Here is a 14,648-nt window from a genome sequence, read left to right as displayed (position 1 = left end):
GCACCCGAACCAGACGAGAATCCGGACATTTCACCAATACGCGTCAGCTGACGGACGCCGGGAGACCCGCCGCGTTGGCCTCGACCCACTCGGCGGCCCGGTCCTCCCGGACCGCGCCCCACAGCTCGCGCCCCTTGTCGCGGTCGAGCCGGACAACGCTCTGGGCGCCCTCGCGCCCGGTGCCCTTGACCGGAGCGGTGGTGAACGCGATGTCGTCGGCACGCAGGTTGCGCAGCGACAGCAGCAGCCCGCGCATGTCGCCCGTGGTCCACTCGGCGTCGACGGTCAGGTGCTCGGTCACCGCGTCGAGGACGCCGTACGCCTTGGTGGGGCTGCTCAGGGTGTCGGCCGACAGCGTCTGACCCATCAGGGCCCGCAGGAAGTTCTGCTGCCGCTTGATCCGGTCGAAGTCGCCCCCGGGAAGTCCGTACCGCTGGCGGACGTAGAGCAGCGCCTCCTCGCCGTCCATGCGGTGCGTCCCGGCCTCCCACGTCTTGTCTCGGGCGGAGTCATGGACGGTCTCCGGGACGACGACCTCGACGCCGCCGAGCTCGTCGGTCAGCTCGCGGAAGCCGTCCCAGTCGACGATCGCGATGTGGTCGATGCGCAGGTCGGTGAGCTGCTCCACGGTCTCGACCGCGAGCGAGGGCCCGGCGAAGGAGAACGCCGCGTTGATCTTGTTCTCGCCGTACCCGGGGATGGTCACCCAGGAGTCGCGCGGGATCGAGACGATCGACGCCCCCTCGCGGTCGGCGTCGACGTGGAGCACCATCAGCGAGTCGGTGCGCTGCTCACCCGGGAGCCAGGCCGGGGAGTCGGCGTCGTCGCCCGTCGTGGGCTCGTCCGAGCGCCGGTCGGTGCCCATGAGCAAGATGTTCACTCCGTCGCCCTGCGCGGGCGCGGGACGGTTCTCCAGCCCGGTGAACGCGTCGTCGACACGGTCGACCTGCCCCACGAGGCGCTCCTGGAGATACCACGCGACCCCGCCGAGGGCGAGCGCAAGCACCACGACGCACGCCAGCAGGCCGAGGAGGACGTTGCGCAGCGTGTGACGCCGACGCGGGGACTGCGGCGGTGCCGACGCCGCGTCGGGCGCCGGCTCGTTGGTCTCGTCGGTCGTGGGGCTCTCGTTCATCGCAGCGCCAGCGTACGCAGATAGCGGTGAGGTGCGCGCACGAACGGGCCGACGGGTGGTGTGGTCCCGGCCTCAGCCCAGGCGGCCGGCGACGAACGAGGCGACGGTCTCGGCCAGCTCGGGACGGCAGACGAGGAGGTCCGGAAGCCACGGGTTCTCGCGGTTGTACTCCAGCGGACGACCGTCCGCACGGCTGGTGTGCAGACCGGCGGCGCGGGCGACCACGACCGGCGCAGCCGAGTCCCACTCGTACTGACCGCCCGCGTGGACGTAGACATCGGTGAGGTCCCGGACCACCGACATCACCTTGACCCCGGCAGACCCCATCGGGACCAGCTCGGCGCCGATCTCCTCGGCCAGCTCGCCGACGAACGCCGGAGGGCGGCTGCGGCTGACCGCGATCCGGACCGGCCCCTCGCCCCGCGACGGCACGGTGAGCGGCGACGCGGTGCTGAAGGTCTCCCCCAGCGCGGGCTGCGCGACCGCGCCGACGGTCAGGTCACCGCGCTCCCACAGCGCGACGTGGACGGCCCAGTCGTCGCGAGGCGGCTCGGAGAACTCGCGCGTGCCGTCGAGCGGGTCGATGATCCACACACGCTCGGCGGCGATGCGGGCCGCGTCGTCGGCGGCCTCCTCACTGAGGACGGCGTCGCCCGGCCGGTGCTCGGCCAGCAGCCGCGCGAGGACCGCCTGGCTCGCCGCGTCACCGGCGTCCTTGAGCGCCTTGCCCTCCAGCCCGCCGCGGCGGACCTCCAGGAGCTCGGTGCCGGCCTGCTCGGCCAGCCAGACTGCCAGGGCGCCGTCGTCAGCGAACGTCATGCGCCCATTCTGTCGCCACCCTCAGCGCAGCCCGACCACGGGAGTCAACGAGGCCCGTCACAGTGGGCCGCCCGCTACGCTGGGCTGGCCGACATGAGGAGGACTACACCGCATGCCCTCGACCAGGACGCCTCGCGGCACCGTGCTGGTGGCGACACCGTCAGCCGACGTCTACGGCTCCGACCTCCAGCTGCGCGAGACCGTACGCGCCCTGCTCGCCGCAGGGTGGCGCGTCCGCGTGGCCGCAGGCAGCGACGGTCCGCTCCTCGCGATGCTGCGCGAGGACGGCGCCGAGGCCATCGCCCTTGGATTCCCGGCGCTGCGTCGCGCATACGCCTCCCCGGTCGGCCTGCTGCGGCTGGCGCGCGACCTCGCGGGCGCGGCCCCCCGCGCCACGCAGGCGCTGCGCACCGCCCGTCCGGACGTCGTGCTCGTGAACACGCTCACGCTGCCGTGGTGGACCGCGCTCGCGCGCGCCCACCGGGTCCCGGTCGTGTGCCACGTCCACGAGGCCGAGCAGTCCGACCCCCGGCCGCTGCGGGTCGCCCTGGCCCGCCCCCTCGCGCTCGCGACGACGGTCGTCGCGAACAGCGAGGCCACCGTCTCTGAGCTCGCCGACGTCAACCCCCGCCTTGGTGAGCAGGTGCGCCTCGTCCACAACGGCGTACGCGGACCCGACACGGCGCCCGCGCCACCGCCGTGGGGTGCCCGGCGCCTGCTCGTCGTCGGACGCCTGTCCGCCCGCAAGGCGCCCCACGTCGCGCTCGACGTCCTGGAGCGACTCATCGCGCAGGGGCGGGACGTCGAGCTCGAGCTGTGCGGGAGTGCACTCACGGACCAGACCGCGTACGAGGCAGAGCTCCGCGAGCGCGCCTCACGCCCGCTGCTGGCCGGACGGGTACACTTCTCCGGGCACGTCGCCCCGATCTGGCCGGCGCTCGGTCGTGCCCACGTGCTGCTCGCCCCGTCCCGCGGAGAGTCGCTCGGCAACGCGGTGATCGAGGCCCAGCTGGCGGGGCGCCCCGTCGTCGCGACCGCCGTACAGGGACATCTCGAGTCGGTCGTCGACGGCGAGTCCGGGCTGCTCGCGCCTGTCGACGACGCCGAGACGATGGCCGCCCAGGTCGGACGGATCCTGGACGATCCCGCCCTGACCGCTCGGCTGGTCGACGGCGGCAGGAACCGCGCGACCACGATGTTCTCGCCGCAGCGCTACGCCGAAGAGATGCAGGACGTGGTCGCGTCGGCGGCCCGCCGCTGACCGGTCAGGCCTCGACCGCCATCGCCGGAAGGTCCTCGACCCTGCCCAGGGCACGGCGCAACTGGGTGCTCGACGTGTGAACCGTGTAGGGGAAGTAGACGACCTCGACACCCACCGACGCGAAGTCGCGCTCGAGCTTGTCGCCGCGGGGCGTGCCGCGCCAGTCGTCGCCCTTGAAGATGCGGTCGAAGCGCAGCACCTCCCAGGTCGCCAGCTTGTCGGGCACGACCTCGACGTGGACGTCGTCGACGACGCTGATGTGGCGGACGATCTCGACGCGCTCGGCGATCGGCACGAACGGCTCGAAGCCCTTCGCGCGGACGCACATCTCGTCGGAGACGACACCCGCGATGAGGAAGTCGCAGCGCTCCTTGGCCTGCTTGAGCACGTTGAGGTGGCCGACGTGGAACAGGTCATACACTCCGGGCGCGTACCCGACGACGTGGCTCAATGGGATCACCTCTCCGAGACTTCCAGCAGCAACGAGACTAGAGCGCACGGGGGGTATCTCGTCGCGGAATGTCCATAATCGGCCCGACTCGTGCGGGGTGCGCCCAATCCTGGTGTTCCGGGTCCTCCTCGTCCGAGGAGATGGAAGACTGTCCCGAAGACCTCACCGCATCGACCGAGAGTCCCCATGTCTGTCACCGCGACCTCGCGTACGTCACGCATCCGCTCCAACGCGGCGGCGCTGTCGGCGGCCCAGAAGCCGTCGCGCGGCACCGCCGCCTACTCGCGCTACGTGAATCGCCCGCTCGGGCGACGCGTCGCGGCGGTGGCGGCGGCGTTCGGCGTGACGCCCAACCAGGCGACCGCCGTGAGCGCCACGCTGTCGTTCTCTGGGCTGCTGCTCCTGTGTTTGGCCGAGCCCAGCCTCGGCGTCGGCCTCGCGGTGTCCGCCCTGCTTGCGGCCGGCTACGTCATGGACTCCGTCGACGGCCAGATCGCACGGCTCACCGGCACCGGATCGCGCAGCGGCGAGTGGCTCGACCACACGGTGGACTGCTTCAAGACCTGCAGCTTCCACCTGGCGGTGCTGATCTCGTTCTTCCGCTTCCCGCCGGTCGAGTCCGACTGGGCGCTGCTCGTCCCGGTCGGGTTCCAGATCGTCGACATGGTGACGTTCTTCGGGCTGATCATGATGCCGTTGCTGCGCCAGGGTGCCGACGCGCCCGCGCCGACCGCCGACGCGCCCCCGGAGAACCCGTTGCGCACGTGGGCGATCCTGCCGACCGACTACGGCATCTTCTGCTGGGTGTTCGTCCTCATGGGCTGGCCGACCCTCTACTTCGCCGGTTACACCGCGCTGTTCGTGATCAACGCGCTCGTCCTCGCGGTCGTCCTGCGCAAGTGGTGGCGCGAGCTGAAGGCGATGGACCGATGAAGGCGGGACCGATGAGAGTGGCCCTGATCGGCACCCGCGGCGTGCCGGCCCGGTACGGCGGCTTCGAGACCGCTGTCGAGGAGATCGGGCGACGCCTCGTCGCCTCCGGCCACGACGTGACCGTCTACTGCCGGCCGGTCGATGGCGAGCCGCGCCCCGCGTCACACCTCGGGATGCGACTCGTCCACCTGCCTGCGGTGCGCCGCAAGACGCTCGAGACGCTCTCGCACACGGCGCTGTCGGTCGCGCACGCGGTGACCCGCAGACGTCGCTTCGACGCGGCGATCGTCTTCAACGCCGCCAACGCTCCGTTCGTCCCCGGGCTGCGGCTGCGCCGGATCCCGGTCGCGGTGCACGTCGACGGGCTCGAGTGGCGGCGCGCCAAGTGGACCGGCGCGGGGCGGCGCTACTACCGGACGGCCGAGTCCGCGTCGGTCCGGTGGGCCGACGCGCTGATCGCCGACGCTGTCGGGATCGCCGACTACTACGAGGAGGAGTTCGGCGTCGCGACGACGTTCGTCCCGTACGGCGCCCCGATCCTCGACTCCCCGGCACCCGACAAGCTCGCCGCGCTCGACGTGGAGCCCGGGCGCTACCACCTCGTCGTCGCCCGCTTCGAGCCCGAGAACCACGTCCGCGAGATCGTCGCCGGATACCGCGCGTCGCGTGCCGAGCACCCGCTCGTCGTCGTCGGCTCCGCCCCGTACGCCGACGCCTACACGGCCGAGATCGAGCAGCTCGCCGCCGGCGACCCCCGCATCCGCCTGGTCGGCGGCGTCTGGGACCAGGACCAGCTCGACCAGCTGTACGCGCATGCGACGACCTACCTCCATGGCCACTCCGTCGGCGGCACCAACCCTTCCCTGCTGCGCGCGATGGGGGCCGGGGCGCCGGTCATCGCGTACGACGTCGTGTTCAACCGCGAGGTGCTCGGCGACTCCGCCCCGCGCTTCGCGACCCCCGACGACCTCGCCCGCCTCGTCGAGAAGGCCGAGGGCGACCCCGAGGGGACACGGGAGGCCGGACGGCTGCTGCAGGAGCGGGCGGCGCAGCGCTACCGCTGGGACGACGTCGCGGACGCCTACGCAGACCTGCTCGTACGGCTGACCAACGGGTACTCCACCCGTGGCGCGGCATCGGGGCGTCGCCGTGGTCGAGCCGACTGACCAGACCACGCGCCCCCGCGGCCCGCGGATCCCGACCGCGGTCGTCGCCCTGCTCGCCCAGGCCACTCAGACGGGGGTGAGCTTCCTCCTCCAGGTGGCTGCCGCACGGGCCCTGGGCGCGGACGGCTTCGGCGTGTACGCGCTGCTGTTCGGCGCCGTGGTGATGACGACCGCGGTGACGACCGGCCTGGTCGGTGACACCCTCACCGTGCTCGACCGCCGCGACGACCGGATCCGTACGGCGCTCGCCCTGCTCGCCGCCGTGAGCGTCGTGGCCTCGACGCTGCTGTCGTACGTCGGGGCCGTCGTCTGGACGTCGCTGTCGCCTGCGGGGTGCCTCGCGTTCGCCGTCGCGACGGGTGCCTTCGTCGCGGCCGACCTGGTCCGCCGGCTGCTCATGGCGACAATGCACTTCTGGCGGCTCGTCGCCGGCGACCTGGTCTCGCTCGTCGTGACGGCGGGCGTGGTCGTCGCCGTGCTCCTCGAACCGGGCGCCCCCTCGGTCACGGGGTTCCTGCTCGCCCTGGCGGCTGGCCAGGCGGCCTCCGGCGTGACCGGCTGGATGCTGGTCCCCCGGCACGAGCGCACCGTACGCCCCTGGGCCCAGCCCGACCTCGCGCGCGTGCTCCGCTTCGGGAGCTGGCGCGCCGCCCAGCAGTTCGTCCGTCCCACGATGCTCAACGTGATGCGCTGGACGGTGCTCGCGGTCGCCGGGGCGGCCGCCGTCGGCGAGCTGGAGGCGGCGCGCGTGTACGTGGCTCCGGCGATGCTCGTCGTCCAGGGATTCGGTTCCTATCTGCTCTCCTCGTACGCCGCGAGCGGCGACCACACGCTCCGCTCCCTGCTCGCGCGGGCGGACCGTGCCGCGGCGATCATGCTCGCGGCCACGCTCGGGGCGAGCCTGATCTCCGTCCTCGCCCTGCCGGTCCTCGGCCCGCTGATCACCGGCGGCTCGTTCGACCTGGACGTCGTCGCGGTCATCGGGTGGGCCGTCTATGCCGGCTCGTGCGCGGCGGTCCTGCCGTACGGGAGCCTGGCCGCCGTACGCGGCCGACCCGGGCGCGTCTTCGGGATCCGCGTCGCCGACTCCGTGCTGTCGATCGGGCTGCTCGTCCTCGCGCTCCAGCTCGGCACCTCCACGCAGTGGGCGCCGCTGTGGATCTCGTTCGGCTCGTTCGCCGGGGGCATCCTCTGCCGTCAGCTCCTCATCGTCCCCGTGGTCCGGCGCGAGCGTCCGCCGCAAGAGACGCCCCAGGCGGTGGTCCGGTGAGCACCGCCGAGGCGGTCGAGCAGCGGGCGCTGGCGGCGTCCGACGAGACGGGCAGCCCGTTCAGCCTGCGGATCCGGTTCACCCGGCTGCAGCTCGTCATGATCCTGCTGGTCGTCTCGGCGATCTCGTGGCGGCGCGGCGTCTACTACTCCGGCGGCGCCGACGCGGTGGTCGTCGCCAAGGCGATGCTCACGGTCATCGCGCTCGGGCTCGCGTTCACGCTGCCGAAGCCCGACCGCCGGTGGAGCCAGGTCGAGGTGACTCCCGTCCTCGGCATGCTCGGCTACCTCGCGATCGCCGTGATCAGCGCGCTGCTGATCAGCGACGAGACCGTCGCCTCGATGATCCTCGTCATCCGGCTGATCATGCTCGCAGCCGCCCTCGTCCTGGTGGCGCGTGCACGACCCTGGCGCGAGGTCGTCAACGCGATGCTCGTCGCCATGCTCGTCGTCGGCGCCTTCGCGTCGATCACCGGCATCGGGACGCTCGCCAGCGGCCGACTGGAGGGCGGCATCCCCCCAGTCGGGCCCAACCAGATCTGCCTGATGTTCAGCCTCCCCGCACTGGCGGTGGCACACCGGTGCATCTTCCGGTCCGCGACCGCCCTCGACGTCCTCGCCCTCCCGCTGCTCCTCGGTCTCGTCTGGGCGACGGGCTCACGGACCGGCCTCGCCGCCCTCGTGCTCGGCATGGCGATCATGGTGGTGATCGCGCCGCGGATCTCCGTCCCCGTCTTCACCGCCGCCGTGCTCAGCATCCCCGCGGTGGCTGCCGTCGTGGGCCTGACCTCGGTGATGGAGGAGTTCGTCGGTCGCGGCGACACCGCCAGCCTGCTCACGCTCAACTCCCGTACGGTCGCGTGGTCCGCGGCGATCGACTATCCGGACAACCTGCTCGAACGCCTGATCGGCGGAGGCCTGGCCCTGCGTCAGATCCCGGTCTCGGCGATGTATCGCGATACTCAGATCCTCGATAGCACGTGGGTGTCGGCATACCTCCAGGTCGGCCTGCTCGGTACGCTCGCCCTCGTCGCCGCGATCGTGACCACGCTCGTCGCCTCCCGACGCTGCACCCGTCCCACCCGCGCGTTCTTCGTCGCGGCGATCGTGATGCTCGCGCTCGTGAGCATCTTGGAAAGCGGCCTCTTCGACACGTCGGTCAGCTTTATCGTGTTCTTCACGACCACGCTGGCGATCTACGCCCACCCCAAGCGAAGGCAGATGGCATGACGTTCCGCATCCTCACCGTGTGCTCAGCGAACGTCTGCCGGTCCCCGTTCGCCCAAGCCCTGCTGCGCCGCTCGCTGGCCGACGCGGGAGCACCGTTCGTCGTGGCCAGCGCCGGTGAGAACGCCTCGAACGGGCACGACGCGTGCACGGTCGTCGCCGACGGCCACCTCGCAACCGGTCCCGAGCTCGGCGACCACCGGTCTCAGGGACTGACCGTGAGCGCCGTCGAGAGCGCCGACCTCGTGCTCGCCGCCGACCGTCCGTCAAGGGCCGCTGTCGTCCGCCTCCAGCCCACCTCTCACGCCCGCTCGTTCACCTTGCGCGAGGCCGCCGTGCTCTGCGCCCACGCGATCAGCGAGGAGCGCGCCTCCTACGACGATCCGGTGGACGCGCTCCTCGCCCTGGTCACGGAGATGTCGGACCTGCGGGGCACCGTCGAGATGCCGCGAGCGTCTCGCCACCGCGTGGCCCGCAAGCCGTGGCGCCGGGTCGAGGTGCACGGCAACGACGTGCCGGACGCCCACAAGACGGTCGACGCGGTCCCCCACTCTCTCGTCACGCGACTGATCGCCGAGAACACCACGATCGTGGCCTCCGCCCTCAGCGACGTCGTCCGTGACGCGTCGGGCGGGACGGGCCCCGGTCGCGCTCGCTACGCCCTCGGCTGAGCGCCACCGGAGACGATGCCCGAGGAGTCATCGGCCGCCTCGTCTCCGTGGTCGGGATCGTCACGGTCGTCGTGGTCGTCACCGTCGTGGTCATCGTCAAGCATGTCGTCGGTGATCGCCGGGAGGACCGCCGTCGTGGCGGCCAGGGGCGGCTGCCAGCCCGTACCGTCGTCGTCGCCCTCCTCGTCCTCCCGTACGACGCTGTCGCCCCGTACGGGCGGCTCGTTGGTCGTCGGCGTGAGCTCGGTGCGCTGAGTGGCGACGTCGGCTGCGTAGGAGTGCTCGCCCGAGCGCCCTTCGCGACGGACTCCCACGACCACGGTGCCGAGCACCTTGACCCTGGCCGCGTCGGCCTTGTCGAGCGAGCGGCTGAGGTCTTCCTTGAGCGTCTTGCCCGAGCGGACGACCAGGAGCAGACCGTCGACCTTCTCGCCAAGCACGGTCGCGTCGGTGACCGGCAGCATCGGCGGAGCGTCGTAGACGACCACGTCGAAGCGCTCCGACAGCGCATCGACGAGGTTGCCCATCGCCGCCGACTCGAGCAGCGCCACCGGGTCCGGCGGGAGCGAGCCGGCAGGCAGGATCTGGAGCAGGGCGTGGTTCCAGCTGACGAGGACGTCGTCGAGCGACGCCTCGCCGACCAGCACGTCCGACAGCCCAAGGTTGCCCTCGACTCCGAGATAGCCGGCGGCTCGGGGGCGGCGCAGGTCGGCCTCCACGAGGCAGACCGACGCCCCGCCCTGCGCGAGGCTGATCGCGAGGTTGCACGCGGCGGTGCTCTTGCCCTCGCCCGACAGCGGCGATGTGACGACGAAGTGGCGCACCTCGTGGTCGATCGAGGCGAACCGCAGGGCGGTACGGATGGTGCGGTAGCGCTCGGCCGCCTCGGACCGCCAGTCGAGCGCGACCAGCGGCATGCGCTGCGAGGCGGGCTGGTTGGACGTGGTCCCCAGCGGGGAGATACCCGTGACCTCGCGGACGTCGTCGGCGTTCTTGATCCGGCGGTCGTAGTGGTTGCGGATCACGGCGGCGACCATGCCGACGGAGAGCCCGAGGAGGGCACCGAGCACGAGGTTGATCAGCGTGCGCGGCGACGACGGGGACGCCGGTGGCGACGCGGGCGCCGTGACCGAGACCCGGACGTTGGTCACGGGCTCGCCGGTGCGCGAGACGGTGCCGTTGCTCTCGATGTCCTCGATCACCTCACCGAGGGACTCGGTCACCGCGTTCGCGAGAAGCGCCGCCTGGTCGGGGTCCGTGTCGACGACGGACACCTCCATGATGACCGTGTCGGGCGGGCTGGTCATCGACGTCTTCTTGGCGAGCTCACGCACCGTGAGGTCGAGGCCGAGGTCGCTGATGACCGGCTCGAGGACGCGCGGACTGTCGACGAGCGAGGTGTAGGACTTCACCCGCTGCACCGCGAACTGCGAGTTCTGGAAATTCTGGGACTGCTGGCCGCGGGTGCCGTCAGAGACATTGACGAACGCCGTCGCCGTCGCGGTGTAGCGGACGGTCGCGGTCGCGTTGTAGGCGACGGCCGCGAGGATCCCGACGATGAGGAACGACACCCATACGCGCCAACGCCGTTGCAGGATGGCGGCGTACTCCGAGAAGGTCACGCGTCACCTCCGGCTCCCTCACTACGCCCGACGACACCGTGCCCCGAGCCTCTTCAGCATAGTGACCCACCTGGCCGCTGTCTCAAAGGTCGTCAAGTCACAAGCACCACACGGCCGGAGTGACCGAAAACGCCCCACCAGGTCACGGTCGCCGGTTATGATTCCGGTTCCGACAGGAGGGGCCCGTCGGTCGGTGTTCTCGGCATGCCCTCTCGACGTTCCGGACGGGGGACCGTGCACGTTCAGATCCTGCTGCGCCGCGACCAGGTGCGGCACTGGCACCACGACCTCGTGGCCGCGCTCGACGCGCGCTCCGAGGTCGATGCAGTGACCGTCGCGTGGGTGACGGGTTCGCGCGACCCTGACCCGCGCCTCGAGCGGCTGCTGCGTGCCGACCGCGTCCTGCACCGCCTACCGGCGGGACGCTGGGCCGGTGTCGCGCCGGGTCTCCTCGACGCCCGAGGCACCAACGGCGACGCGGCACCCGACGTCACGCTCGACCTCGTCGAGGCCGGACGGCACGACGGCGTGCGCACGCTCGGGCTGACCTTCGACGGCCACCCCGGCGACGACGCCCTCCTCGCTGCACTGACGGCGGGGCGTCTGCCCGTCGTCGCCGTCGTCGACCGCGCTGACGGGCGTACGGTCGCGAGCGGGCGACCCGGGAGCGAGCTGCCCGGCCTGCTCCCCCGCGCCCTCGACGACGTCCTCGCCGGAGTCGTCACGATCATCGTGGCGGCAGTCACCGACCGTGGCGTGCGCGTCGACGGCGCCACGAACGGCACCGCCGCCAACGACGCAGTGCAGTCGTGGCCTCGCCGCGTCGCCACGACCACTGCCCACGCCGGCATCCACGGGCTCTATCGGCGCCTCTACCGTGCCCCCCACTGGCGGGTCGGCTGGCGCTTCGTCGACGAGGGCGCCGACGACGTCCTCGACCTCGGCACGGTGACGACGACACCGTGGAACCGGTTGCCCGACGACGGCTACCACTTCTACGCCGACCCCTTCCCTCTGCTGCACGACGGGCGTCACCACCTCTTCGTGGAGGACTTCGACCACCGCGTCGGGCGGGGCGTCGTGTCGGTCGTCGAGATGACGCCGGAAGGCCCGACCGGCACGCCCTACCCGGTCCTCGAACGTCCCTACCACCTGTCGTACCCGTGGGTCGGTGAGGACGAGGGCGAGCTGTGGATGATCCCCGAGTCCTCGGCGGCCGGGACGCTCGAGCTCTACCGTGCGGTCGCCTACCCCGACCGGTGGGAGCACGTCGCGACCCTCCTCGAGGGCGCCGAGATCAGCGACGCCACCCCGTTCCACCACGACGGACGGTGGTGGATGACGGCGACCGTACGCCATGGCGGCTCGTTCTCCGACACCCTCCACCTCTGGCACGCCGACCGGCTCCGCGGCCCGTGGACGCCGCACGCCGCCAACCCCGTCCTCGTCGACATCGCCACCGCTCGCCCCGCAGGGCGCGTGGTCGAGCGCGACGGCCGACTCCTGCGCCCCGTCCAGGACGGGCGCACGGGGTACGGCGCCGCCCTTGCGCTCGCAGAGATCACCCGGCTGGACGACACGGCCTTCGAGCAGCGCCACGTCGCCTCGCTCGCTCCCGGCGGGACCTGGGGAGGGTCTCGCCTGCACACCCTCAACCGCGCAGGACGACTGGAGTGCATCGACGGCTCCGCGCGGTCGCCGCGAATCCGCCGACGGCCCGCCGCCGAAAGGACCTGACCTCCGCTGCTCGCGGCGTGCAAGTCACCGCGACCTGGCCTTCTGTGATGGCTACGGTCAGCCTCCATCCACTACTCGCGGAGGCCCGGACGTGCCAACTGAACTCCCCCTTTCCTCATTCTCGGGCGTCGATGACGACGCCAGACTCGCTGCCTTCATGACGTACGCTGCCGCGCAGACCTACAAAGGCACCACCGTCGTCCTCGACGAGGACAGGACCTACACCTTCAACAACCAGCAACCGCTGTACTCGGGCTTCTCCATTCGCGGCGCAATCCGACCAGGAGACCAGAATCGGAGCGGTCACCCGAGCTCCAACCTGATTCAGGTACGCACGACCGGCGGTTGGTTCTACCTGAACCAGGCGCAGACCTTCGCCTGCGCATTCCAAGGCTTGACGATCGACGGAACGGCGTCGAACCGTCTGATCGAGGGGCACTCCAGCCGGGTCCTGTGGACCTCGAGCTTCCGCGACATCACATCGGTGAACGCCGCAGGCGTCCTTGGCTCATCCACCCAGCAGTTACTCATGACTGCGTGCTCAGGGGACGGGTATTGGAACATCAACAACGTCCGCAACCGAGGACTTGCACTTGGCGGATCCGACTGTCGGTTCAACTTCAGTATGTGTCTCCTGGACTCGCCGACTGCTCTGCTCCCCGACACCGCGTTCCTTGCCAGCTTCGAGTACCTCTCAAAGACCAACCTTCAGAACTTCTACGTGACAGCGGAAGGCCACTCGGCATTCAGCATCACCGGTACTGGTGACTTCGTCAGCTTCGTCGACTGCGCAATCGAAGGACGGAACGCGGGCGCACCTTGTAAGGGATCCCTGATCCGCCTGACGGGCGACACTCGAGTCACAGTCCGCGACACCTGGCTCGCCTATGCAATGTCGGATCCGACAGCCACCGGACGAAACGACGCGGGCTTCGTCCATGCGACGAATGGATCGGTCCTCCTGGACGGATGCGTGGTCGAGCACGCATCCGGCGTCGCTGAATCGACGCCGATTCTCTACGCGTCAGGTGGGAAGCACATTGTCCGGAACATGCGAGCGATCGGCTTCACAGGGAAGCCGGTCGTGAAGCAGACCACCGCGGGACTCATCGATGCCGACTCGACCGTGACTGTCGTCACGGGGCCGTAACGCCCTGTCACTCGGGGCGACTTGACAGGGCTACCCGCGGCGTCCGCGGAGGGAAGCCATGACCTCGGACAACCCCCGTCCCCGCAGGTGCTCGTCCCGATAGGCGAGGGCACGCTTCGCGAAGTGTCGCGCAGCGGTGTTCTGAGCAGCTGCGGTCTTCGCCGCCCACCCGACCGGCGTCTTGGTCATGTGCACGGCGAACATCGGCGTCGCCTCCGCGCCGAAGTCCTGCTTGTAGCCCTCGTGCCCCAGTGTCAGGTCGTGGTAGGTCTTGCCGTTGGCGATGCTGACCTTGATCAGCTCCTCGACCATCACGAGCCCGAGCGAGTAGTTGCGGTAGCGGTCGAAGTCGTACCCGATGAGGACGAAGAGATCGCGCGAGGAGTCGCTGAGCCCGAAGGAGACACCGACGATCTCGTCGTTGATCGTGAGAACAGTCGTACTGCCCGGGCCGCCCTTCGTCGCCCCGTCGTGGGCTGCACGACGATAGAACTCGTAGTACTCCGGATCCTGCACGAGGTCGATCGCACGCCGATCAGAAAAGCGGGAACGCCTGAACTCGCGCATCAACGCAAACGCACCATCGATCTCGTCGACATCCTTGAGCTCACGTAGTGCGAGGACCCGCTGCTTGCGACCGATCCTCTTGCGCTTGTTGTCCAGATGCCGGGTGAAGTCCAAATCACGCGCGGAACGCCAGTCTTCGAAGGACGTGCCCAGCTCGATCACGTGGGCGTCGTACTGAAGGCGAACGACGTCTGGTCCTCCGAGCAGGGCCGTCAGACGGGTGGCCGATGCAGGCACCTTCGGGACTGTCAGAAGATCCGCCGGCCCGAGCGCGTGACGGATCGCCTTGGGGACCGACGGGTCCGCGAGCAGCGCGGCCTCCACGTCCGCGGCGATGACAGGGACCGTGTAGTCGCTGACGCCAAGGTCAGCGAATTCCAGGCGGCGCACGCGTCCTCGGCGGCGCACGAGCGGGAGCACAGCGACCAACCGTCCGTCGGACCTGATCGTGACGACCGCCGGGTCCGCGCCCATACCCTCCGCGAGCGTCGCGTAGATCTCGTTGAGCCAGTTTGGGTGCTGGAAGAGCGTCGCCGTCGCCGACGCGTAGAGGGACTCGTACTCGTCCGACAACCAGTCGAAACGCTCAGAACAGTCGACGACGTACACCGATCCCCCACAGTCATTGACATGGCGGCCA

Annotated in this window: 13 protein-coding genes; 8 read left to right on the top strand and 5 right to left on the bottom strand. The window is 70.5% G+C overall.

The window, feature by feature from the left end; translation table 11 throughout:
• Positions 1-43 precede the first annotated feature (43 nt).
• A complete protein-coding gene (locus H4N58_RS04200) occupies positions 44-1,135 on the bottom strand; it encodes an LCP family protein (protein ID WP_167001713.1) in 1,092 nt (363 codons plus the stop codon).
• A gap of 72 nt (positions 1,136-1,207) precedes the next feature.
• Entirely contained in the window at positions 1,208-1,954 is a 747-nt protein-coding gene (locus tag H4N58_RS04195; protein ID WP_167001712.1) for a 3'(2'),5'-bisphosphate nucleotidase CysQ, read from the bottom strand.
• A gap of 112 nt (positions 1,955-2,066) precedes the next feature.
• On the opposite strand from H4N58_RS04195, the gene H4N58_RS04190 reads away from it, so the two are divergent.
• Complete coding sequence (locus tag H4N58_RS04190) at positions 2,067-3,215, top strand: glycosyltransferase family 4 protein (RefSeq protein WP_167001711.1); 1,149 nt, start codon at positions 2,067-2,069, stop codon at positions 3,213-3,215.
• A gap of 4 nt (positions 3,216-3,219) precedes the next feature.
• Here the strand turns inward: H4N58_RS04190 and H4N58_RS04185 are convergent, their stop codons facing one another.
• Entirely contained in the window at positions 3,220-3,675 is a 456-nt protein-coding gene (locus H4N58_RS04185; protein WP_255490694.1) for an adenylyltransferase/cytidyltransferase family protein, read from the bottom strand.
• 177 nt (positions 3,676-3,852) lie between these two features.
• Here H4N58_RS04185 and H4N58_RS04180 point away from each other — a divergent pair, with 177 nt between their 5' ends.
• Genes H4N58_RS04180 through H4N58_RS04160 form a run of 5 tightly spaced genes read left to right on the top strand, consistent with a single transcriptional unit; the run spans position 3,853 to position 8,932 of the window.
• Positions 3,853-4,599 carry a CDP-alcohol phosphatidyltransferase family protein gene (locus tag H4N58_RS04180; RefSeq protein ID WP_167248920.1) on the top strand — a complete coding sequence of 249 codons (747 nt, stop codon included), beginning with the start codon at positions 3,853-3,855 and terminating at the stop codon, positions 4,597-4,599.
• 11 nt (positions 4,600-4,610) lie between these two features.
• Positions 4,611-5,765, top strand: a complete 1,155-nt coding sequence (locus H4N58_RS04175) for a DUF1972 domain-containing protein (RefSeq protein ID WP_167001708.1) — start codon at positions 4,611-4,613, stop codon at positions 5,763-5,765.
• Positions 5,749-7,035: a hypothetical protein gene (locus H4N58_RS04170; RefSeq protein WP_167001707.1), complete on the top strand. Its 1,287-nt coding sequence runs from the start codon at positions 5,749-5,751 to the stop codon at positions 7,033-7,035. The genes H4N58_RS04175 and H4N58_RS04170 overlap by 17 nt, the downstream gene beginning before the upstream one ends.
• On the top strand, positions 7,032-8,264 hold the full coding sequence (locus H4N58_RS04165; RefSeq protein WP_167001706.1) for an O-antigen ligase: 1,233 nt from the start codon (positions 7,032-7,034) through the stop codon (positions 8,262-8,264). Before H4N58_RS04170 ends, H4N58_RS04165 begins: the two co-directional genes overlap by 4 nt.
• Positions 8,261-8,932 (top strand): hypothetical protein, encoded by a 672-nt coding sequence (locus H4N58_RS04160; RefSeq protein WP_167248922.1) that lies wholly within the window; start codon positions 8,261-8,263, stop codon positions 8,930-8,932. The genes H4N58_RS04165 and H4N58_RS04160 overlap by 4 nt, the downstream gene beginning before the upstream one ends.
• Here H4N58_RS04160 and H4N58_RS04155 read toward each other — a convergent pair.
• A complete protein-coding gene (locus H4N58_RS04155; RefSeq protein ID WP_167001704.1) occupies positions 8,917-10,554 on the bottom strand; it encodes a polysaccharide biosynthesis tyrosine autokinase in 1,638 nt (545 codons plus the stop codon). The genes H4N58_RS04160 and H4N58_RS04155 overlap by 16 nt on opposite strands.
• 234 nt (positions 10,555-10,788) lie before the next feature.
• Here H4N58_RS04155 and H4N58_RS04150 point away from each other — a divergent pair, with 234 nt between their 5' ends.
• Both H4N58_RS04150 and H4N58_RS04145 read left to right on the top strand, forming a co-directional pair.
• Positions 10,789-12,291 (top strand): formyl transferase, encoded by a 1,503-nt coding sequence (locus H4N58_RS04150; protein WP_167001703.1) that lies wholly within the window; start codon positions 10,789-10,791, stop codon positions 12,289-12,291.
• Positions 12,292-12,382: 91 nt separating this feature from the next.
• Positions 12,383-13,441, top strand: a complete 1,059-nt coding sequence (locus tag H4N58_RS04145; RefSeq protein WP_167248924.1) for a hypothetical protein — start codon at positions 12,383-12,385, stop codon at positions 13,439-13,441.
• 30 nt (positions 13,442-13,471) lie between these two features.
• Here the strand turns inward: H4N58_RS04145 and H4N58_RS04140 are convergent, their stop codons facing one another.
• Positions 13,472-14,617 carry a GNAT family N-acetyltransferase gene (locus tag H4N58_RS04140; protein WP_167001701.1) on the bottom strand — a complete coding sequence of 382 codons (1,146 nt, stop codon included), beginning with the start codon at positions 14,615-14,617 and terminating at the stop codon, positions 13,472-13,474.
• Positions 14,618-14,648: the final 31 nt, after the last annotated feature.

Origin of the sequence: Mumia sp. ZJ1417 (assembly GCF_014127285.1) — a bacterium.
Taxonomy (GTDB): domain Bacteria; phylum Actinomycetota; class Actinomycetes; order Propionibacteriales; family Nocardioidaceae; genus Mumia.
Note: the sequence above shows the minus strand (reverse complement) of the source record. Positions and strands in the feature narration are given on the sequence as shown.

Excerpts from the sequence above, each read along its gene's own strand:
- H4N58_RS04200 (WP_167001713.1), bottom strand. The coding sequence starts at position 1,135 with ATGAACGAGAGCCCCACGACCGACGAGACCAACGAGCCGGCGCCCGAC.
- H4N58_RS04195 (WP_167001712.1), bottom strand. The coding sequence starts at position 1,954 with ATGACGTTCGCTGACGACGGCGCCCTGGCAGTCTGGCTGGCCGAGCAG.
- H4N58_RS04190 (WP_167001711.1), top strand. The coding sequence starts at position 2,067 with ATGCCCTCGACCAGGACGCCTCGCGGCACCGTGCTGGTGGCGACACCG.
- H4N58_RS04180 (WP_167248920.1), top strand. The coding sequence starts at position 3,853 with ATGTCTGTCACCGCGACCTCGCGTACGTCACGCATCCGCTCCAACGCG.
- H4N58_RS04175 (WP_167001708.1), top strand. The coding sequence starts at position 4,611 with ATGAGAGTGGCCCTGATCGGCACCCGCGGCGTGCCGGCCCGGTACGGC.
- H4N58_RS04160 (WP_167248922.1), top strand. The coding sequence starts at position 8,261 with ATGACGTTCCGCATCCTCACCGTGTGCTCAGCGAACGTCTGCCGGTCC.